Raw genomic sequence first — 21,906 nt, forward strand, 5'->3', positions numbered from 1 at the left:
AATTATGATTGAGCGTTTGCAACATATGAGCGTTATGCTAGGACGCTTTTTTAGTAATGCTGTTGTGTGGTGTTCTGCAATATTTTTCAGCGCTCTAGCTGTTACAAGCTTAATTCTTTCAGCTCATCTTATTCCAGGGCAGTATGAGTTGGAGTTTTGGTGGTTTCAATCTCCATTTGTGTTAATTATAAGCGTTTTAATATTTGCTTTAATTTATTACGCTCGCCGCAAAAATATTGTTGAAAAGATAAATCTTCGAATCGTTGCAATAGTAGTTTTTGCGTATATGATTATTTCTGGATTTGTTTGGATTCTTATTACTAACGTATGGCCTGAATGGGATTCTGCTTTTTTGTTTACTGCAGCAAAGTATTATTTGGATCCTAATCAAACACCTGTAAATTGTGCTGTTGATACTTCTCAATTGGCTTTTATTATTTGCCCGGGGGGTTATCTAACTAGATTCCCGTTCCAAATGCCTCTTGCTTTTCTTATTAAATTGCTTATTGCAGCTTTTGGTTCTAACGCATATTTTATTTTTGAAGTTTTGAATATTGTGTGCTCTGCTGTTACAGGAGTTCTTATTGCATATTACGCAAATATATTGTTTAAAAATAAGTCTGTAACTTTACTGTCTTTATTGTTGTATGCGCTGTTTTTGCCAATGATTTTTTATACAACATTTGCGTATGGTAACACTCTTTGTTTGCCATTCGTATTTGGAGCACTTATATTACATGCAAAGAATATTCGCACTGGATTATGGTGGCAAGCTATAGCATCTATGCTATGCATGTTTTTTGCAATGCTTTTGAAGTCAACTATGGCTTATTGCCTTCTTGCAATGATAGTTGTTTGGATTATATCCGCTTTGAAATCTAAAAAATTTAAGCATGCTGTTTGCGTGCTGATCGCGCTTGCATGTTTCATGAGCAATAATATTGCTGTTAGTGCTATTTCTGGCTCTTTCAATCAAAACGCTAAAAATGGTCTTCCTTCTACTGTTTGGATTGCAATGGGAACGGATCCTGTAAGAAAGATCGGCCCTAATAATCCTGGTTGGTATAGTGGATATCCTGCTAGTTTTGATGTTAAAACGTATAACAAGGAAAATATTAAGAAGGATTCTACTACGCGATTAGCTAATAATATTAAGCATTTTGTAAATAATCCTTCTGATGCTTTGAGTTTCTTTACTAAAAAACTCGCAAGTGAGTGGTTAGAGCCTACTTATGAATCTTTGCTTGCAAGTAGCTGGAGGTGGAGGGGTACAAGTGGGCAAGCTTTATTGAGTCGCAAGATGAATCGTTATTTGCGTTCTATTTATGAAGGTAAGTTAGGTGTTGTTGTATTTACTTTCTTAGATGCTCTTCAATTTATGCTTGCAGCGTTTGTTGCTGTATTTTTGTGTGTTATGTTGCGTAAGCGTAAGATGCTTTCTAAAAAAGATATTTGTGGACTTGAGTTTGAAAAAGATTCTTCTAATGGTCTTCTTGGAAAGCTTAGTGATATTCCGTGTGAATACTTAACTTCATTCGTTATTGTATGCGGAATGTTAGTTTTGTATCTTATGTGGGAAGCTCAAGCGCAATATATTTTGCCTGCTTATTTGCTTATTATTCCTTATGCTGCTCGTGGATTCGACATGTTATTGTCTTGCTACGAAAATCGTAGTGCACATAATAGTAAAGCAGCATATCCAAGCAATAATTGATGGCATTGTTTGGTAAATTAGCGAAGCTGCGACCATTGCCCATACTGCATATGTGACGTTTGCTGCCATAGCACGAGATGCTCCTACTTGTGCAATTCCGCGATAATAGCTTAAGTATGAGCCTGTTCCTAATAATCCTATTGCGATTATTATAGGTAATGTAGTTAAGTTCAATGATTCGAATATTTTACTTATTTCAATGTGTGATGCAAAGCATAATATTGACGCTATTATTGTGTATGAAATAGCTGATGTTGTTTCTCGAATGTGCAAGATTGTTTCATCGTCTATGCTTTGTTTTCTAGTTGCCCAAGCGCATACAACAGCTTCGCTGCCCCAGCCTATTACGCTTAAAAATGCTCCAGATAAGCCTAATAATACGTTGAGAATTGTAGAACTTACAGTGTTTTGAGCATCGTTACAAGAGTAGTATCCAAGTATTCCTACTGCTATAAGAGCTAAGGAGAAAGCTATATATTTTTTTGCGCTTAATCGTTCTCGTAATACGACTGCTGAAAGAACAGCTCCAAAAGCAGGATATAGTGCTGATATTGCTGCAGCGTATCCTGCGCCTATAGTGTTTGCTGCTAAAACGTATCCGCTCATTCCAAGAGGGCCGCCAAGTAAAGAACTTACGATAATTATTATGAAAATCTTTGGATTTTTTAATATTTCAAAAGTTTTATGCAATTTTTTTCGTGTGCTTATGTAAATCCACATGAAAATTGCGCATATAATATCGTGAAGTAATGCTCCAATAATTCCTGTTAATATCACAAGTGAAATACTATTTTCGTGTGCATTTGATCCTGCGAGCGTGAACAATGTAGTTAAAACAGCCAAAAGTACAGTGTCAATGCCCCATAAAAGTCCGCTGAGAAATGAATATTTCATAAAAACCTACTTGTGCTATTTGAATGTTTTATTGTTCTGGTAATTGTTCTGCTGGTTTTAGTTTTGGTCTTGTCTTTGGTCTGGTTTTGCTGCCGGTTTAGTTTTATTAGTTTTGGTCTTTGGTCTGGTTTTTGTATAGTTTCAGCTGTTTTACGGCTTTACGAGCTAGTTGGAGCTTGCGATTTTATGCTTTTATTTATTCCTTTTAGTTATTCGTATAAAGTTGCAAAGCTTTAGTGACATATTGTTTTGCGTACTTGTAGTATGTGTACATACAAGTTCCTACATTTTCTCCTTCATCTTCTTTAAGTAACGACCACAAGTGCCAACACCATCCTGCTAATCCTATATAAGCTAGTAAGTGACGTTTTTCTTCCATGCTTGCAGTGTGTGATAAGTATAGTGGAATCGCTTTTTCGATCTCGTTTTCATTAAATGCTTCAGATACGCATAATGTAGCAAAGTCTTGAGCGTAATCAGACATTCCTGCATATTCCCAATCAATTAGATGATAGCGATTCTGCTTGTCTATTAAAATATTTGCCCCTAGTATGTCGTTGTGACAAATACAAATATTCGTATTTTCTTCATTTGTTAGATAATTATGAAGACTTTCTACAATAGTTTCTAAATCGATAATTTCTTGAGGTATCGATGCGTTTCTATCTTTAAGTTCTTTCATGTAACGCTTAGATTCTTCGTAAAAGTCAAATTTACGATTCAATATTTCTCCGCTTTTATGTAAAGCTTGTACTAATTTTAAACATTCTTGTAGTTGATTGTAATCGTGCATATCAGCTGTTTTGCAATCTGGTAAGAATCGTGAAATTTTCCATCCTTCATTTGCGTTTGCGTCAATAAACGTACCGTCTAAGCCGAGTTTTTGGGCTTTCTTCAAAGCTTCTGTTTCTGCTTTTCTGTTAATAAGTATGTCTGTGCCTATTCCAGGATGCCTGTAAACGTATTCATTATTCCCAACTGAAAAATGGCAAGATAAATTAGTAAGACCTTTTTTAAGCGGATAAACATTATGAATATCAGACTTTTTGCAGTTAAGTGTTTTAGTAATATTATCAAAAATTTTACTATCAATATTTTCTAAGAAAAGCGGATCGAATTCTCTTAATTCGTCAATAGAATCAAATTCGTGAATGATTGGAGGATCATATTTTCGTATTTGCATGTCTAATTCATCAATATGCTCAATAAAAATATCTTCCCAAAGTTTTCCTGCTGTTTGCGCTAAATCGTATTCTTCATTAAGAATTTGCATGAAGCGCTTAGAAAACTCTTTGTCAAAATATACATGACCAATCATGTACCAAGAGTCGCTACCGCCAATAGTAACTTTCGTAATGCGATTGTGCGCTCCATAAGATATGCACCATTCTTTAGTGTGTCCTGTGTGATATTGAGCTGAATAATAAGCTTTCCAAACGTATTGTTCAAATGGGTTTTTGTCAAAATAATTATCTGATGAACAGATATAAGTGTTAGATAATTGATTTGAAACAGCTTTTATAGAGCTGTTGTTGTTACGCGTGCTATATTCGCTGTTAGTTTTAATTTTTACGTTAAAAGAATCTTCTAAGTAGAAAAATTGTTCTTGTTTATATCCAACTACAACTGTTATATTGTTGATTCCTGCTTCATGTAGTTGTTTGATTTGTCTTTCAATAAGTACTTCTCCGCGTACTTTAATAAGACCTTTAGGTTTTTCATAAGATATTGGTGAGAATCTCGATGAAAAACCTGCAGCCATAATAATCGCGTTGTGTACTTTATATGGTTCAAGTGATTGCATTCCTTGTTTTGTGATGTGCAATCCGTTTGTTAGTGCAATAAGATTCTTATTCTTTGCACTTTTAATTGCGCTATTTATACTTCCTAGAGATAATTCAGTGTGTTCTGCAAGATTTCTTTGGCTTATAATTTCATTGTTTTGTGTTGTATTTTTTATGCTTAAAAGTGCTGTAAGCAATTTGAATTCATTATGATTAAGTTGTTTTTCTTGATTTAATTGTCGGGTTTGTTGAGTTTGTTGAGTTTGTTTGGGTTGTTCTTCTTTAATTCGCATAATATCTTCCTCTTTCTAGCAATAAAATAATTATACAATGATTTGTTCAAAATTATCTAGTAAATTTTTTATTTGAACGAGTAGGCTTTTGCGCTCGCATTTGTTTTCGTTTCTTAATATTTACAAACGCATGCATTTTCATATTCGAAAGTCTTAGATCTTCTACGTAATGCTACGTAATATAAATAAGCAAGTGTTAAGATGTGAAAACGTATTATAATTAGCTGATGTATGTCTTATTGCAAATAATGAGAATAAGGTGAAGGGTGTGAACTTATGGTATCTATATTTCGCAAAGCGATGCGTAAAATTATTGACCATTTACCTTCTTCTAAACGTTCAATAAGAGATTTGAGGCAGCAGGTTAATGATTTAAACTTGAGAGTCGAAAACTTGCAATCTTTGCTAGATGGTAAGTTGCAAAACATTCTTGAAAATCAACGCAATATGCGTATTGATACACTCACGAATCGAGAACATGAATCTTTACTTGCTTGGGCAAATTATCGCCGTGAAAATGAAAATGATTTCGATGCGCATAAGCGCTTCTATTATAATCTTCCTCAAGCAACAGGCTCAGTTAGACTTATACAACGCGGATGCGCTACATTGCTTAGTGAATTTGCGCATTTTTCTAAAGAACATAATTTGAAGTATTGGGCTGATTTCGGTACTTTACTAGGAACTATTCGTCATCGTGGATTTATTCCATGGGATGACGATACTGATTTAGGCATGATGAGAAGTGATGTTGACAAGCTCATAGAATTGCTTAAAACAGATAAGGAATTATCTAAACGTTATCGCGCTGTTCTTGTTTTCGATCCTTATGTTCTATGTAGACAGTTGCGATTGCGTTATGCGAATCCTGAAAATCCAAGTTTTATTGATATTTTCTTCTATGATTACATGCCTAAATATGACGAGCATAATAAACAGAGATTCATTGAAATGCGTAAAGCTTTACAAGATGATTTGCGCTCACAGACTTTTTACGCTAAATGGCTTGAACATGGATATTTAGAAGATGGCTGCGAATTTAGTAGTCAAATAGAAGACGTTTTTACTAAATATCAAAATTTAGCTAAAAGTGAAAATATCATTTCGCGAGAAAGCCCTAACGAAGATTGCAACATTATATATGGATTAGATAACGTTGATGCTGACAAAATATATACTGCGCGATATGACGATGTATTCCCATTGAAGCAATCAGAATTTGAAAAATCTAGTATTTCGATTCCGTGTAAAGCAGAAAAAATTCTGTTTAGTTATTATGGAGATATTTATCAACTTCCATCAGATATGGTTTCTCATTTGCAACACGTTAGCAGAGAACTACTCGAAAACAAGTGTATTGTTGATGCGATCGAGAAAGATATTGCAGCAAATCCTTATAAAAGTGAAGTAGCTTAAAAATCTTTAAGTTAAGCATGTAGGAATCTTAGTTTTAAGCGTGCGTGAATATAGATGTAGCGCTTGATTTTCACCAAACGCTACATCTATATTTGCATTTGCATTTACATTTACATCTATCTATATGTTAAAAATTATTATTTGTTATCTCGCTTCATAAGGCGCATTTTTTTCTGTAATTTAGCAATAAGAGATGGGAAAGCTATCTTCTTTGCTGTTTTTACGATTTTTTCTCCGACTAAGTAACGTGCAGAAGTGCGTATATCGGAAATTTCATGTTTATAATTTTCGCTTGCGCGTTCAAAGTCAAACATGCGCTCTTTAAGCCATAAAATTCTAGAATCTTTATTCAATCTGATCTTCTGGAATTCGTTATATGCTTCTTCATTGTAGAAATATGTAGGTAAATTGTCTTTTTCGCAATTGCTTACAATATTTGCTACAACCTGTAATTTTTCTTCAATGAACTTTTCCAAAGATTCAGGCGTTTGACGCATATGACAATCGCGTATGAAACTTGTCATCAAAGCGTTTGCATAGCCTTGTTCGTATGTTTTGAGCAAACCTTTACTCTCTAGCCATTTACCTGTTTCAATAACGGAATCAACATCAAGAGGGAATTCATCTATAGAAATATTTTTTTCAATTGAAAGCCAGAAATTTCGTGGAATTTGTTTATTGTGAAGATTCTCGAAACCTTCTGCTGCTCCTACGCTAAATCTTCCATATGCATTTTCATATGCTTTAGCTAAATCGCAATACATAATATTTTGTGCATCTATTGCTGCTCTAGAGCTGAAAGTCATAAGTGTTGAAGGTTCATCGTTTATTCCAGCTTCTATGTGTGCATGCTTCAAAAATTCAGTTCTCCAAATTTTCTGCCAACCGTAGCTGTAACAACTATTTATAACAAGATCTGCAATGTCTTTAGGATTATAAGGTCCATAAGACGTATCTTTTACAGTGTTTTCATTGTCGATTGGCTTAATGAAGTTTTCTCTAGAAAGCTCAATGTTTTTCTTAATATCTTGCTTAATAGCGCAATCAATCAAATAATCTGTGTGTAAATTCGTATTATTGAAGAACGCTAAATCTATTGGCTTATTGTTGTTAGAGTACTTTTCAATATTCTCTAAAGCTTGATTTAGAACGATTTCATTGATGATATAACTCGATGGCATGCAAATCGTATATTTTCCATTAGCGCGTTCAATTGCTTGCTTAAGAATATCATTTATATTTTCATTATCTTCATGTTGCTGAATAGTGAAACGTTTATTGTTTTCAGTGAATTTTTTAGCAATAGCGATTGTGCTGTCGTTTGAATTATTGTCAACAATAATAAATTCGCAAGGAATATCTTGTATTGATTCGCAAGCTTTTAGTGAGTCAACAATCCAAGAATGAGCGTTATGCGTAAATATTATTATAGAAAGTTGAGGTTTATCTTGTGCTTTTTGTTTCTTTACTTCATATGACGATCCTAAGAAATCCATGTAATAATCCATGAATTTTGGCTGTAAACGGAAAGCCATAAGGAATACTTCTTTTGAATCCATAGAGCTAAAAACTTCATGGATTAGATTGCGAATTTCAGGATTTTTATCGTCAAAGCCAAATTCTGTAATAAGCGAGTTTACGTAATCAAATTCTCTAGAATAGAATGCTTGTAAAACTCCTCGTGAAAGTTTTTGCGTGTTAAGGAATTCTCGCATGTCCCGCAATCTGTCGAATGGCAGATGGAAATCTTTTAACAAGCTTGAAGCATTAGGATTAGTTTGCCTGTAGTAGTAGTACTTTCCAGGATTCCAACAAATCTTATTTGCTAGAACTAAAGTTTGAGCAAAGAAAGGATTGTCTGTCCAACCTGCTCCAGGAATTGGCTTAAAGCGTATTACTTTGTTGTCTTTATTATCTCCATTAAGAAAGTCTTTTCTATAAATTGCTGACCATATAGAAGGATGATGATAGAAAGGTTCAGCAAATTCATTCAGATTGAAGATTACTCTATTTTTAGGCATGAAATAGCACAAATTAGGCGTTTCTACAGCGTCTTTATATCCGTCTTTTCCATCGTAAAAAAGCCAATATCCGCCTTTAATAACGTCAATTTTTTCGTGTGAAAGTTGAGTGTTGCTTAATAATCTTTCATACATGTGTGGGTCAATAAAATCATCAGGCTCAATAATGCTAATCCATTCGCCTTTAGCTTTTTCTAATCCTCTGTTACAAGTAGCTCCGTATCCTTCATTAGATTTTTCGATTACTACGAATCTGCTATCTTTTTGCGCAAAAGATTTCATTATATCTATAGATCCGTCTTTGCTCCCATCAGAGAACATAAGGCATTCCCAATCAGTGAAAGTTTGATTTTGAATAGACTCTAAGCATTGTTGTAAAAATGCTTCAACGTTATATATAGGAACAATAATTGATACTTTTGGCATACACATGATGTTAGCATATGTGCTTTATGTGTAAATTTGTAAATTTATATTTTAGTATTCACTTACAATGTAGTCGCAAGTATTCGTTTACATTCTAGTTGCGAGTCTTCATTTACAATTGAGTATTCACTTACATTCTAGTTTCAAGCGTTCAATTACAATCTAGCTGATAATATGAGTATCGTGAAAAATCTAATAGATCATTGTCGTAAAAAATACTCTTACGCTAACATTGTTCTTCGCGGTTTAGTGAAAACTGATTTTAAGTTGCGCTATCAAGGATCTTTCTTAGGTGTAGCTTGGTCTGCTTTGAAACCGTTATTGATGTTTTGTGTAATGTATCTTATTTTTGGCAAGTTTTTGCGTATGACTGATGGCACTCCTACTTATCCGGTTGTGCTTCTTTTAGGTATTAGCGCATGGCAATTTGTTCAAGAATCTACGTCTATTGGATTGCGTTCTTTAGTTGATCGTGGTGATTTACTTCGTAAGATTCATTTTCCTAACTACATTGTAGTGGTTTCTGCAACTGTTGGATCTTTAATAAGTTTCTTAATTAACTTAGTAGTCGTACTTATTTTTGCCATATTTGGCGGTGTTCAGTTCACATGGAGAGTAGTGTTATTGCCAATTAGTTTGGTTCAGCTTTATATGATTGCTATTGGCATTGCTCTTTTAATGTCTACTATGTATGTGTATTTCCGTGATGTTATGCATATTTGGGAAGTTGTACAGCAGCTACTGTTTTATGGTATGCCTATTATTTATCCGTTAAGCTATGTGATTAACAAGGGCGGTATTTTTGCTGTTCTTGCAAAGCTTGAATTACTAAATCCTATTGCGCAATGTATTCAAGATATGAGGCATAATCTTCTTGCTCCGCAAACGCAGCCTACTGTGTGGAATGAATTTGGCTTCTCCTGGATTTCTTTGATTCCTATTGTTCTAACAGTGCTTATTTTGTGGCTTGGTATTTATGTATTTAAGAAAAATAGTCGCGCTTTCGTTGAAGTTATGTGATTTATTTAGTTTTAGAAAGTTTTGGAGAAACGCATATTATGAGTCAGTTGAGTGAAAATAATGAAGTTGTTATGAGTGAAAATAATGAAGTTATCACGAGTAAAAATAATGGTAATTCTGACGATGATATAGTTTTATCAGTTAATCATGTGGGTAAATATTTTAAGCTACCAACTGAGCAGGCGACTGGATTAAAACAAGCTTTTATAAATCTTACTAAAGGCATTAAAGGATATAGGATGCAGCACGTGCTTAAAGATATATCTTTTGATGTTCATCGTGGTGAGTTTTTCGGTATTGTTGGTAGAAATGGTGGCGGAAAATCAACGCTATTGAAAATTATTTCGCAAATTTACTATCCAAATACTGGAAGTGTTGAAGTAAAAGGTAAGCTTGTGCCATTTATTGAGCTTGGTGTTGGTTTTAATCCGGAGCTTACTGGACGCGAAAACGTGTATCTTAATGGAGCTTTATTAGGTTTTACTCGCGCGCAAATCGATGAAATGTATGACGATATCGTTGAATTTGCTGAGCTTGAAGATTTTATGGATCAAAAGCTAAAGAATTATTCTTCGGGCATGCAAGTTCGTTTAGCGTTTTCTGTTGCTATTAAAGCGCAAGGAGATATTCTTGTGCTTGATGAAGTTCTAGCAGTAGGGGATGAAGCATTTCAGCGTAAATGCGATGCGTTCTTTAGTGATATTCGCAAAGATCCTACTAAAACAGTTATTTTAGTTACTCATGATATGAATGCTGTTAAGAGATATTGTACTCGAGCGATGATGATTAGCGATGGTGAAGTTTGCGCAATTGGGAATACTGAAACCGTAGCAGATAAATATACTTTAGCAAATATTGAAGCTGAGAGAAAAAAGCAGGAAAAATATAATGAGAAAGCTGCTCATGGGCAGTATCCGCAAGGTTTGAATGAAAAGTGTCCATTATTAAGAACGTATGCTTTAGAAGACAAGATTTATAGAAGCGATGAGGTTTTCCGCTTTGCAGTTGAATATCAATATGATGAGCCTGGAGATTTTTATTTGGCTATTGCTCTACACGATATTCGCAGAGGTGGAATCACTTATGATACTGGTTCGAAAGTTTTGAAGATGGAAAAGCGTGGGCATCAAATTTTGCATTTTGAGATGCCTTTAAACTTGTTTAACAATGGTGAATTTACGTTATTCACATCTTTAAGAACTCCAAGTAAAACTGATGATTCAAGCACAGATTTACTAGCTGTTGCAGTTGACGCAAACTCTTGCACATTTGTGATTCGAGATAGTCGTAATCGTGATTATGCGCTTTTAAGTGATCGAGCTATGACGATTAAGCAAATTTCGTGAGTGTAATATCGCTTGTTTTTAATATATTTGCGCTCGCGTGGTCTTTTGCTTTTGCAGTGCATAATATACGCGCATAATATACGCGAATATGAACGCATAATATGCGAGAATAATATACGATTAAGCTACTAGTTTTTAAAAAGTAAAGTTTCACTTGTTAGTGTTTCTAAAGATTTTCTCCCATGTATTTACGCTAGCCATATCATAAGAGCGGTACGCTTTAGATAGTTTTTTCCATCGTCTAATCATTTTTAGAGATAAAAATACATCTTTACGCAACATTTTACGAAATAGCTTGCTATCTCTTTGGAAAAGATTAACTGTATTTCCATCTGGTGATGTAACAATCGCATTATTAATGCCTATGAATGAAGGCCAAGAAACGTCTTGAGCTGGAATTGCTACTTCTGGAATAAAATCTTTACTTTGTTTTTCTTTACTTCGTTTTTCATTAGAGAATAATGCTTGTCTTATTGCTTTAATTTGTAGCTTTCGTAAAGCTTTAGCATTATGTGCAGTGAAAGGTGTTACGTGCTCTCTTAAAACATTATTTCTCAAATTTACATCACTTATTGGCTGAGTGTCTGTAAAGTTTTGTCTTGCTTTTCTTACTTCGTTAAGCTTTGTTGGCATTGAATCTATTATGTATTGTGGCCCCATGAGAATATCTTGTAATCCCATGTGATGCAAGTGCATAGCTGAATACACGAGTTTCATTCCGCAAGCTAAGTCGCTTCTAAGCATTTCAATCGCAAAACGTAAGCTTGGGCGAGTGCAATGTAAAAGTCCACAAATCCAACGATTGCGTTGGAAGAAGTATTCTTCCCAAGTTCGCGAAGGATCTTTATCGTGCCAAGCTTGATGCCAAACGGCAACTCCTGGCAAACAAATCGTATGGTATCCGTGTTCAAGTGCTCTAATCGAGTATTCTGTATCGTCAAACTTAATGAAAACTGGAAGTGAAAGTCCGATTTCTTTCATAATTTCAGTCGGAATAAGACTCATCCACCATCCGTTGTAATCAGTGTCAATTCTTTGATGTCTCTCCGGGCAATCTTGCAAAGTGATAGCAGCGAAATCATGATTGTAATCTAAGTTATGGGATGATTTCATCCACACATTATCTCGCGTAAAACGTTCACCTTGAGTGTAAAGTACAGTTCGATTGTCAAGATGAAGCATTCCTCCGCCAATAATTGCAGGTTTTAGCGTATAATCTGCAAATTGCAGCGCGCGAAGAATGCATTCAGTTTCACTAATCGCGTCATCATCAAGTAGCATTGTGTAGCTACTTTTTCCAGCTTTAAGTGTTTCAAACATTCCTCGAGAGAATCCGCCTGATCCTCCTAAATTAGCTTGTTGTATGTATGTGAGTTGATCTTTTAGTTCTTCGCGAGTTTTTTCAAAATCAGGTTGATTTTTAACTAAATCAGTGCCTTGATCTGTGCAATAAATTGTGTCAAGACGTTCTCGTAGCGCTTTATTTGATGCGATCGCTTTTAATTGATTATGGCAATACGAAGGTCGATTGAAAGTTGTTATAGCAATAGAGAAAGTGCTGTTTTGCCTGTTTTCGCAGCCTTGTTTGTTTGTGCTGCTTTCATTGTTGCCTTTGTTTCCTTTATTTTGTTTGTTTTCTTTAGGAACGCTCCATGTTGCATTGCTTATATTTAAAGAAGTTGAGTCGTTTGCTTTAGCTTCAAACCAAAAATAGCCTCCATCTGAAACGCCTTGCATAGGTATTTCATAACTAATTTCGGTTTCATTATTAGATTTCAAAGAAAATTCTTTTATAGGATACGTAAGACCTCTGCCAGTAGATTTAATTAAAAGAAGTGAACCTTGACCTTTAACTTTTGCATTAAATTTTACTGTTTTTACATCTGTCCAATGTTGCCAATAACTTGCAGGAAAAGCATTGAAGAAAGTGCATAAAGATACGTGTTTTCCAGCTTTAACACTGAGCGTTTTGCGATCTATAACGTCACAAACATCGTGTGTTTCAACATTAGGTAAATGACTGCTTGTATCTGCTAATAATTTTTTAAGTTCAGATATATTTAATTTAGATAAATTTAAAGATTGCAAATTTATTCTTGGATCAAGCACATTACGTTGTAAATATGAACGATGCCAAGGTATTACGTACAGTGGCATCGTGATTTCTGCGTCTTTTATTGGATAAACTACTCGATTTACTACTTCCCAAAAAGTATTCTCATCTTGCTCATTTTGTTCTTTATTTTCGTATTCTTTTTTATTATCTTTCATATCTGCACGTTCTGCACTAGTCATAGTGACTATTATATATACGCTTAAGCCTATTCTTAAAGTGTATTGTGCTTGAATGAATTGAGTTGGATTCATGATTTTGAGTGCCGCTAAGAACTGTACGCATGAAAGGTAATATTATGATGGAATCAGCAGCTTACCCAGATTTAGTTGTTGTTGGAGCAGGTTTATTTGGTTTAACTGTAGCTCAGCAGGCGGCGGAAAAAGCAGGCGCTCGCGTTGAAATTATTGACGTGCGCAATCATATTGGCGGAAACGCTTACTCTTATTTTGATGAGAGTACAGGAATTGAAATTCATAAATATGGAGCGCACCTTTTCCATACAAGTAATAAGCGTGTGTGGGATTATGTGAATCGTTTCACAAGTTTTACTAATTATGTGCATCGCGTGTATGCAACGCACGATGGGGAAGTTTACCCATTGCCAATCAACTTAGGTACAATCAATCAATTCTTCCATGCGCATTACACGCCTGAAGAAGCAAAAGCTTTGATTGAAAGTCAAGCAGGAGAGCTTGCTGGAAAAGATCCTCAGAATTTAAACGATAAAGGCATTAGCTTAATTGGCCGTCCACTTTATGAAGCGTTTATTAAAAATTACACAGCAAAGCAATGGCAGACTGATCCTTCTGAGTTGCCTGCTGGAATTATTAAGCGTTTGCCTGTGCGTTTTAATTATAATAATCGTTATTTTAAGGATACTTGGGAGGGTTTGCCTAAGGACGGTTATACTGCTTGGATGCAACGTATGATTGACAATCCTCTTATTCACGTTTCTCTTGGAGTTGACTTCTTTGATGAATCTCAACCGTTCAATAAGCGTTCTTTGGCTCAAGCTGGAATTTCTGTTGTTTACACAGGTCCAGTGGATCGTTATTTTGACTACAAGCTTGGCGAGTTGAAGTGGCGTACTGTTGACTTTAAGGAAGTTAGGTATCGTGAGAGTGATCATTTTGGTTGCCCTGTTATGAATTATTCAGATTCTGACGTTCCTTTTACTCGCGCGATTGAGTTTAAGAACTTTAATCCTGAGCGTCAAGAAGTTGATGATTCTGCAAGTTTTGAGCCAGGTAAAACTGTTAAGGCTTGTGAAACTGTTGTGTGGCAAGAATATTCTCGTTCTGCAACTCGCGATGATGAGCCATATTACCCTGTGAATACTGATGCAGATAAAGCTTTGTATGCTCGTTATGCTGAGCTTGCTGCTCAAGAGCCTAGAACTGTTTTTGGCGGACGTTTAGGTACTTACAGTTATTACGATATGCACAATGTGATTGATATGGCTTTGCGTGCGTATGAATCTCAAGTTTCACCTCTTTTAGGGAAGTGATTAGTTTTGAGCGCAAGTTTCATGCAAAATGATTCTGTTGATATGCCATTACATTTACTTGTTACTGGCGGTGCTGGTTTTATAGGGTCAAATTTTGTACACTATGTTGCTGAACATCACCCTAGTGTTGCTATTACAGTTTTAGATTCGCTAACTTATGCAGGTAATATTGCGAATTTGTATGAATTGCCTACTGAATTCTTTAATAATAAGTATTCATTCATAAAAGGTGATGTGCGTGATTCTGATTTAGTTGATTCGATTCTAAATCCTTTTGCTCAACATAAAACTGCAGCTGGCTTAACCTTGCCAGCAATTGATGCAATTGTTCATTTCGCTTCTGAATCTCATAACGATAACGCAATCGAATGTGCTGATCCGTTTATTACTACGAATGTTTATGGTACGTACGTGTTACTTAATGCTGCTAGGAAATATAACATTCGTTTTCATCACATAAGCACTGATGAGGTATATGGTGGATTGCCAATAGGTAGTGAAATGCGTTTTAATGAGGAAAGCCCATATAATCCGTCTAGTCCGTATGCTGCTTCTAAAGCATCGAGCGATCATTTGGTTCGCGCTTGGTATAAGACTTATGGAGTTAGAGCAACTATATCTAATTGCGGTAATAATTATGGCCCTCGTCAGCATATTGAGAAGTTTATTCCTAGGCAGATTACGAATATTATGAGTGGAATTCCAGCTAAGTTATATGGCAGAGGTGATTCTGTACGTGAGTGGATACATGTTGAAGATCATTGCGATGCGATATGGCGTGTGCTGACTCGTGGAACAATTGGTGAAACATATGTTGTTGGAACTCAATGCGAGCTAAGTAATATTGATATGCTTAAGATTATTTTACGTATTATGGGAGTTCCAGAATCAAATATAGAGTACGTGAATCCGCGGTTAGGTGAAGATAAACGTTATGCTCTTGACTCTAGTAAGATTCGCAGTCAACTTGAATGGGAGCCTAAGCATTCGAGTATAAACATTGGAATACAAGATACAATCAACTGGTATGCTTCACATTTTGATATGTGGAATAGCTATAAAAATATAGTTGAAAATCATTATGCTAAATCTGGGCACTGATTTTAGATGAATTCTGGGATATTCCAAGGGTTTTGGGCATGAAAAAAGGGCTTCTAGCGATTGGCTAGAAACCCTAAGCGCGGAGAATACGAGATTCGAACTCGTGAGGCTGTTACACCAACACGCTTTCCAAGCGTGCGCCATAGACCACTAGGCGAATTCTCCAAGTCGAATGCCAATCGAAGTCCGTTCGGCAAACAACTTAAACAGAGTAACACATAGCAAAGATAAAGTAAATACGGTGTGCCGCATTTACTTTTGTTTTAAATAGTTGTGAAAAGTTGCTAAATAGTAGCTAAATAGTCGCGAAATAGTGAATTAAGATTATCGAGTTTTTGTTTTTAGGTTGGTTTGTTTAGCTAGAATCTAATTAGTTATAAGAATACTAAATTAGTTAATTGCGGAAGGCGTAAGTCATATGTCTATAACGCTTGAAACTTCGCTCGCTTCTATTATGAGCAATAAGCGTCGTATTTCAGCTTTGAAATCATTAGGTGTATTAAATATAAAAGATGCACTTACGTATTACCCTTTTCGCGTTTGCAAACCTATGAAAGTTATGCAGCTTAAAGACATACGCTCTGGAGATTCGTCTGTTTTCGTATGTGTTGTTGATTCTGTTTGCGTTGTGCCGATGAACTCGCGTCATGGATTTCGTTTGGAAGTTAATGTTTGTGAGCCTTTGCAAAATGTTGTGAATGATTTTCAAGATTCCTCAAGCGTATCCTGTGCTTCTCTTATCTATTTTTCGCAAAAGAAACCTTATATTGATTGGATGCTTTCTAAATTCCACAAAGGTGAGAAAATCGTTGTTTGCGGAGTTGCAAGTGAATTTAACAGTAGATTGCAATTCACTCATCCAAATATCATGAACGTTTGTGATGAAAAAAATTGCAATAATAATGATAATAATGATTTGAATAATTCTAATAGCGTGGAATATTGTCTTAAAAAGCTAAGTTCTCCTATGCCTATGTATCACGCTAATTCTCGAATATCTAGTGAGCATATTCACGATGTTATTTTGTTAGCTATGGATTCTATTGAAGAAAATATTCCAGATATAATTCCAGAATCTATGCGAAAAGCACATAATTTATTGCATAGAAAAGATGCTTTTTTTCAAATTCACAATCCACAATCTATTGATGATTTTAAGAAAGCTTTAGAAACTTTAAGATATGAGGAAGCGCTTGTATCTCAAATTGCAATATTATCTTCAAGAAATAGCTCTTATTCTGCTGTGGCTCAAAAATGTGCTTGTAATGATATGCGCAATTCTTTTATAAATTCTCTTCCTTTTGAACTTACAAAAGGTCAGAATGAAGTTATTGGTGAAATACTTAAAGATATGTGTAGCAATAAGCCTATGAGAAGGCTTTTGCAAGGAGAAGTTGGAAGTGGCAAAACAGTAGTTGCTATGAGTGCTATGCTACAAGCGATTGGCTCTTGTAAACAAGCTGTTTTAGTTGCTCCTACTCATGTTTTAGCTTTACAACATGCTGATAATTTGCGGAATATGATTCATAAAGCTGGGCTTCCTGTTAAGTTAATTGTTGTTACAGGAGGCATGAAACTTAGTGAGCGTCGTAAAGCTTTGGCAAGTGTTGCTAGTGGTGAGCCGGCAATTATAGTTGCAACTCACGCTGCTTTTTCTTCTAGTTTTAATCCAACTAATTTAGCTTTGGTTGTTATTGATGAGCAACATAGATTTGGAGTTGAACAACGTAATTCGCTTATGCGGTCTTTTGGTAGTGAATCTACTGTTCCTCCTACTGTTCCTCATCTGTTAGTTATGACTGCTACTCCTATTCCTAGATCTGCTGCTATGACATGGTTTGGAGATTTAGATGCATCGTATCTTACGCAATTGCCTGCAGAGCGCAAACCTATTCGAACTATTATCGTGAAAGAAAGCGATTCTCATACTATGGCTGCTATGTTCAAGCACATTCGATCTAGGATTGATTGTGGTGAGCGAGCGTATATAGTATGTCCTCATATTGAAGATTCTGAGATTGATTCTGAGATTGATTCTAAGATTGGCTCTAAGTTTAGCTTGGAGATTGGCTCTGAGATTGATTCTAAATCTAAATCTATAAGTAATCTTGCTGACGATAACAAAGCTTTTGATAATGAGTCTTTTATAGAAGAGGACGAGAATATTGAGTCTAAACAAGTAAGAAAGCTGCATACTGTTACAAATATTCTTAAAAGATTATCGTCTATTGAGCAATTTAATAACATTCGTTTGATTGCGCTTACTGGTAGAAATAGCGATGAAGAAAAGCAAGAAATAATGCGTAAATTTATTTCAGGTGTTGCTCCAATATTGGTTTCTACTACTGTAATTGAAGTTGGTGTTGATGTGAAGAATGCCACTTGCATGGTGATTTTTGACGCGGATCGTTTTGGTCTAGCTCAGCTTCATCAATTGCGTGGAAGAATTGGACGTAGTAATTTGCAATCATGGGCTTTTCTTGTATCTTGCGCTGAAGATGGTAGTTTAGCTAGTAAGCGTTTGCAGGTAGTTGAAAATTCGTGCGATGGAGCAGTTATAGCGCAAGAAGATTTGCGATTGCGAAATGTTGGCGATGTGCTGGGAGATAGGCAATCTGGAGGAAAATCTAGTCTTAAATTATTGCGTGTTATACAAGACGCATCGATTATTGCATCCGCTAGAAAAGACGCTAGTGAGTTGATTGCAAATGAGTCTGAGCTTAATGAAATGCAATATTTGCGTGGTGCTGTATTGGACTTTACTCGAATTGGATCGATTATTAGTAATTGATTTTTAGATTTAATTATTGTGTGATTTGACTATTGTGAATATCCTAGAAAGTAGTGGTTATTAGTTCTAGTTGTAGTCGTATAGAGACGAGGCAATGATGACTGAGAGAGAACAACAAATATTGGCTTGGATTCAACAAAATCCAATGATTAGTCAGCAAGAACTTGCTAATCTTGCAGGAATTACGCGCTCCGGTGTTGCAGCGCATATTTCTAATTTAATACGTAAAGGTTATCTTCGTGGTAAAGGATACATTGTTACTCCTCCTAGTTACGTGACAGTAATTGGCGGAATTAGCATGGATGTTTTGGGTGTTGCTCGCGGAGATTTAATGGATTACACTTCTAACGAAGCTCGTGTGCGTTATATGTTGGGCGGAGTCGGAAGAAATATAGCAGTTGCGCTTGAAAGATTGAATGTGCGAACTAGCATGGTTTCTGTTTATGGTGGAGATCATAATGGTGAGCTTTTTAAGATAGATGCTTCTGCTAACGGTTTAGATATTGGATATTCAAAGCAATTGTCTGATTTAATGACAGCATCTTATATGTATGTGGGAGATGCTTCTGGTCAACGTTTGCTTGCTCTTGACGATATGAGTATTTATAATCACATGACTCCGGACTTTTTGCGCGAAAGATTCTCGATTATTGAGAATGCAGATATGGTTATTATGGATACGAATATTCCGCAAAAATCTTTGGAATGGGTATGTGATCATTATAATCGCCCTATTATTGTTAGAGCTATAACAGATGCAAAAGCTCCGCGTGTGCTTTCTAGACTTAATCGTATAGATACCTTAGTGCTTGATACAGCTGAATCTCAGGCTCTTACAGGAATTAGTGCAATTGATGAGCGTTCTGCTGTGCGCTGTGCAACAGTGTTGTTAAAGCGAGGAGTCAAGCATGTGTTCGTTAATGTTGGGCGCGAAGGTGTTGCTTACGGTAATTGCGAAGATGTTGTTTTCTATCCTGTTTCAGTTAAGCGCGTTCAGCGAATGATGCTTACGCATGATGGTGGACGTGGTGGAGTAAAAGCAGTTGGAAACGATAACGGATCTAGCGATACTGCTACTGCTGCTTTAATTTACGCACGTTATGCTGGTTTTGACGATAAGAAAGCTAGTAGATTTGCTGTTGCTGCTGCTGTGCTGAATACTGAATCTATGGAAGCTGTTCACGAATCCTTAGATGCTGATTTAGTGTTGTCTTATATGGAAAAGATTCATGAGCGCGCGTGATGTAGAAAATGGCGTAAAGCGTGATTTTAAGCGTGATGTTAAGCGTGATGTAGAAAATGGCGTAAACCATAATTTTGCGAGAGCTGTAAAAGAAAGTAATTCAGAACATCCTGTAAAAGAAAGTAAGAATTATTCTATTATTGCTTTAATGATTGCATTATTTGTGTCAATCTTTTCTTTTCAGCTTAATATTTCTATGCTTTCTCCAGCTCTTGCTTCTATGGAATACGAATTACATATTTCACAAGTGCAAGTTGGATTGATACAAACTGTATTTTTCACGTCAGCTGCATTATTTTCGTTATTTTTGCCGCGACTTGCAGATCATATTGGTCGTAAAAAAGTATTGCTTGGTATTCTTACAGCAACAGTTATAGGAAGTTTTATATCTGCTATTACTTCGAATATTGTGATTCTTTCTATTGGACGCATTATGCAAGGTTCTTCTGGACCTATGATGCCATTATGTTTGATTATGCTTCGAGAGCGTGTTAAAGATGGTAAGCGTTATGCGCGTTTGATGGCTATTCTCACTTCCGTAAATGGTGGTATTGCTGGAATAGATGCTTTAGTTGGTGGGTGGATGTCAAGCGCGTGTGGATTTAGATCGATTTTTTGGATTATGGCGCTTATTGCAGTTTTCGCTGTGTTTTTAGTTATATGTACAACAGAAGAATCTAAGGCTGTCAATAATGCGAAAATGGATTGGTTTGGCGTTATTACATTATCAATTGCATTTTTATCAATGTATATTGCGATTGACGAATCACAAAAACTTCTAAATGCGCGCTTTTGGATTATATCTTTGCTTGTATGTGTTTCAATAGTATTTTTCATAATTTTTTGGCAAATCGAAAAACATATTAGTAATCCTATGGTTTCAACGAATTATATGAAACATAGGCGTACTTGGGGATTGTTAAGCACTACGTTATTGACGATGACTGGTGTTTTTGCAATTATGAATGGCGTTGTTCTTAAGTTTGCTCAAGATAAAATATCTGGAATAGGACTTTCAGAAGCTTTAGTTCCATTTGTGACTCTTACTCCGTATGCGATTGTTGGATTTTTATGCGGTCCTATTTCTGGTTTTTTGGCATCTAAATATGGTTATAGACGTGTTTTGCGCTCTGGTATTTTAGTAAGCATAATAGGATTATTATGTGGAATATTTGTTATGAAAAATCCTAGTATTCCAGGGTTGGTGGCTTTGTCTGTGTTACTTGGAATAAGTTATGCAGGAGTAGCCAATATTATGCTTAATGGGTTGGGAATTGTGTTATCTCCTAAGGATAATCCTGGGTATTTGCCTGGTATGAATGCTGGAGCTTTTAATCTTGGAGCAGGTTTAAGTTTCGCAATTATTTACGCGATTATGGGAATGTTTAACGTTAATATAACGCAATTGTCTATTCAATCTTCATCTTCTATTTCTGCAAGTGCGTCATCTAATGCTGCTTCAAATGCAGTGCAAAATGTAATAACTGTTGTAAAATCAGTTCCGTCATGTTCAAGTTATGTGTCTTCTATGATTGTTGGCGCTGTATTACTTGTTGGAGCAATATTGTGTTCGTTGTGGATTCCAAAATCTGAAGATTAGTGACATGGTCGGTGATAATCTAAACATATGACTATAGCAGTGTGCCCCGGTTCTTATGACCCAGTTACAGCTGGACATTTAGATGTGATACAACGTTGTACCAAGCTTTTTGATGAAGTTCATGTGCTTGTTGCTGTTAATTCGGCAAAAACTCCTATGTTTACGGAGAGTGAACGAGTTCAGATTATTTGCGATGCTGTAAAGAATATTACTAAGAATAATGAGGATTGTGAGGATAATATTCAGAATCGTGATGATTGCCAGAATCGCGAGTGTTGTAGGGATAATATTCAGAATCGTAAAAGTAGTGTTGGGAATTTAGTTGTTGCATCAACTGACGGTCTTGTTACGGATTATTGTAAGAAAGTTGGTGCTACAGTAATTGTTAAAGGTTTGCGTCAGAATGGCGATTATGAGGCAGAGCTTGGAATGGCGCTTGTTAATCGAAAACTTGCTGGCATAGAAACTATGTTTCTTCCTGCGGATCCGGTTTTAGAGCATGTTTCTAGTTCTGTTGTTAAAGATGTTGCGCGTCATGGAGGCGATGTTACAGGCATGGTTCCAGATAACGTAATACCTTTATTACAGAAGTTGTTTGCAGAGAAAATTTGAGAAGAACAGACAGGAGTTTGAA

The 21,906-nt window shown here is 35.8% G+C and carries 14 protein-coding genes and 1 tRNA gene; 10 read left to right on the plus strand and 5 right to left on the minus strand.

Going from position 1 to position 21,906, the window contains the following annotated elements:
• Positions 1 to 4: 4 nt before the first annotated feature.
• Complete coding sequence (locus Q0X59_RS01655; protein ID WP_103042818.1) at positions 5 to 1,714, plus strand: glycosyltransferase family 39 protein; 1,710 nt, start codon at positions 5 to 7, stop codon at positions 1,712 to 1,714.
• On the opposite strand, the gene Q0X59_RS01660 is transcribed toward Q0X59_RS01655, so the two are convergent.
• A complete protein-coding gene (locus tag Q0X59_RS01660; protein WP_296156791.1) occupies positions 1,649 to 2,608 on the minus strand; it encodes a DMT family transporter in 960 nt (319 codons plus the stop codon). The two genes, Q0X59_RS01655 and Q0X59_RS01660, sit on opposite strands and share 66 nt — an antisense overlap.
• Before the next feature lie 205 nt (positions 2,609 to 2,813).
• The gene (locus Q0X59_RS01665; RefSeq protein ID WP_297642740.1) at positions 2,814 to 4,685 is read right to left on the minus strand and encodes a phosphotransferase; all 1,872 of its coding nucleotides are present in this window, start codon (positions 4,683 to 4,685) and stop codon (positions 2,814 to 2,816) included.
• Positions 4,686 to 4,961: 276 nt separating this feature from the next.
• On the opposite strand from Q0X59_RS01665, the gene Q0X59_RS01670 reads away from it, so the two are divergent.
• Positions 4,962 to 6,101 carry a LicD family protein gene (locus Q0X59_RS01670; protein WP_297642743.1) on the plus strand — a complete coding sequence of 380 codons (1,140 nt, stop codon included), beginning with the start codon at positions 4,962 to 4,964 and terminating at the stop codon, positions 6,099 to 6,101.
• A gap of 137 nt (positions 6,102 to 6,238) precedes the next feature.
• Here the strand turns inward: Q0X59_RS01670 and Q0X59_RS01675 are convergent, their stop codons facing one another.
• Positions 6,239 to 8,548 (minus strand): glycosyltransferase family 2 protein, encoded by a 2,310-nt coding sequence (locus tag Q0X59_RS01675; RefSeq protein ID WP_297642745.1) that lies wholly within the window; start codon positions 8,546 to 8,548, stop codon positions 6,239 to 6,241.
• 183 nt (positions 8,549 to 8,731) lie between these two features.
• Between Q0X59_RS01675 and Q0X59_RS01680 the strand changes: the two genes are divergently transcribed.
• Together Q0X59_RS01680 and Q0X59_RS01685 are read left to right on the plus strand one after the other, a co-directional pair.
• Positions 8,732 to 9,568, plus strand: a complete 837-nt coding sequence (locus tag Q0X59_RS01680; protein ID WP_075523492.1) for an ABC transporter permease — start codon at positions 8,732 to 8,734, stop codon at positions 9,566 to 9,568.
• Positions 9,569 to 9,639: 71 nt separating this feature from the next.
• The gene (locus Q0X59_RS01685; protein ID WP_297642818.1) at positions 9,640 to 10,914 is read left to right on the plus strand and encodes an ABC transporter ATP-binding protein; all 1,275 of its coding nucleotides are present in this window, start codon (positions 9,640 to 9,642) and stop codon (positions 10,912 to 10,914) included.
• Positions 10,915 to 11,064: 150 nt separating this feature from the next.
• Here Q0X59_RS01685 and Q0X59_RS01690 read toward each other — a convergent pair whose 3' ends face one another.
• Positions 11,065 to 13,209: a glycosyltransferase gene (locus tag Q0X59_RS01690; protein ID WP_297642747.1), complete on the minus strand. Its 2,145-nt coding sequence runs from the start codon at positions 13,207 to 13,209 to the stop codon at positions 11,065 to 11,067.
• 116 nt (positions 13,210 to 13,325) lie between these two features.
• Between Q0X59_RS01690 and glf the strand changes: the two genes are divergently transcribed.
• Both glf and rfbB read left to right on the plus strand, forming a co-directional pair.
• Entirely contained in the window at positions 13,326 to 14,537 is a 1,212-nt protein-coding gene (glf, locus tag Q0X59_RS01695) for a UDP-galactopyranose mutase (protein WP_297642749.1), read from the plus strand.
• Between the two features lie 21 nt (positions 14,538 to 14,558).
• A complete protein-coding gene (gene rfbB, locus Q0X59_RS01700; protein ID WP_366517012.1) occupies positions 14,559 to 15,638 on the plus strand; it encodes a dTDP-glucose 4,6-dehydratase in 1,080 nt (359 codons plus the stop codon).
• Positions 15,639 to 15,718: 80 nt separating this feature from the next.
• Here rfbB and Q0X59_RS01705 read toward each other — a convergent pair.
• A tRNA-Ser gene (locus Q0X59_RS01705) sits at positions 15,719 to 15,803 on the minus strand.
• Between the two features lie 253 nt (positions 15,804 to 16,056).
• Here Q0X59_RS01705 and Q0X59_RS01710 point away from each other — a divergent pair.
• The 4 genes from Q0X59_RS01710 (at position 16,057) to Q0X59_RS01725 (ending at position 21,884) form a co-directional block, all read left to right on the plus strand.
• Entirely contained in the window at positions 16,057 to 18,429 is a 2,373-nt protein-coding gene (locus Q0X59_RS01710) for an ATP-dependent DNA helicase RecG (protein WP_297642752.1), read from the plus strand.
• A gap of 97 nt (positions 18,430 to 18,526) precedes the next feature.
• The gene (locus tag Q0X59_RS01715) at positions 18,527 to 19,672 is read left to right on the plus strand and encodes a PfkB family carbohydrate kinase (RefSeq protein WP_075523496.1); all 1,146 of its coding nucleotides are present in this window, start codon (positions 18,527 to 18,529) and stop codon (positions 19,670 to 19,672) included.
• A 148-nt stretch (positions 19,673 to 19,820) separates the two neighbouring features.
• Positions 19,821 to 21,272, plus strand: a complete 1,452-nt coding sequence (locus Q0X59_RS01720) for an MFS transporter (protein ID WP_233186111.1) — start codon at positions 19,821 to 19,823, stop codon at positions 21,270 to 21,272.
• 27 nt (positions 21,273 to 21,299) lie between these two features.
• On the plus strand, positions 21,300 to 21,884 hold the full coding sequence (locus tag Q0X59_RS01725) for a pantetheine-phosphate adenylyltransferase (protein WP_297642754.1): 585 nt from the start codon (positions 21,300 to 21,302) through the stop codon (positions 21,882 to 21,884).
• The last annotated feature ends 22 nt before the right edge of the window (positions 21,885 to 21,906 follow it).

The organism is uncultured Gardnerella sp. (assembly GCF_947280595.1).
In the GTDB taxonomy this organism is placed as follows: Bacteria; Actinomycetota; Actinomycetes; order Actinomycetales; family Bifidobacteriaceae; genus Bifidobacterium; species Bifidobacterium vaginale_A.

Coding starts and splice junctions, on each gene's coding strand:
- Q0X59_RS01655 (WP_103042818.1), top strand. CDS start 5: ATGATTGAGCGTTTGCAACATATGAGCGTTATGCTAGGACGCTTTTTT.
- Q0X59_RS01660 (WP_296156791.1), bottom strand. CDS start 2,608: ATGAAATATTCATTTCTCAGCGGACTTTTATGGGGCATTGACACTGTA.
- Q0X59_RS01665 (WP_297642740.1), bottom strand. CDS start 4,685: ATGCGAATTAAAGAAGAACAACCCAAACAAACTCAACAAACTCAACAA.
- Q0X59_RS01670 (WP_297642743.1), top strand. CDS start 4,962: ATGGTATCTATATTTCGCAAAGCGATGCGTAAAATTATTGACCATTTA.
- Q0X59_RS01675 (WP_297642745.1), bottom strand. CDS start 8,548: ATGCCAAAAGTATCAATTATTGTTCCTATATATAACGTTGAAGCATTT.
- Q0X59_RS01685 (WP_297642818.1), top strand. CDS start 9,640: ATGAGTGAAAATAATGAAGTTATCACGAGTAAAAATAATGGTAATTCT.
- Q0X59_RS01690 (WP_297642747.1), bottom strand. CDS start 13,209: ATGACTAGTGCAGAACGTGCAGATATGAAAGATAATAAAAAAGAATAC.
- glf (WP_297642749.1), top strand. CDS start 13,326: ATGATGGAATCAGCAGCTTACCCAGATTTAGTTGTTGTTGGAGCAGGT.
- rfbB (WP_366517012.1), top strand. CDS start 14,559: ATGCAAAATGATTCTGTTGATATGCCATTACATTTACTTGTTACTGGC.
- Q0X59_RS01710 (WP_297642752.1), top strand. CDS start 16,057: ATGTCTATAACGCTTGAAACTTCGCTCGCTTCTATTATGAGCAATAAG.
- Q0X59_RS01715 (WP_075523496.1), top strand. CDS start 18,527: ATGACTGAGAGAGAACAACAAATATTGGCTTGGATTCAACAAAATCCA.
- Q0X59_RS01720 (WP_233186111.1), top strand. CDS start 19,821: ATGATTGCATTATTTGTGTCAATCTTTTCTTTTCAGCTTAATATTTCT.
- Q0X59_RS01725 (WP_297642754.1), top strand. CDS start 21,300: ATGACTATAGCAGTGTGCCCCGGTTCTTATGACCCAGTTACAGCTGGA.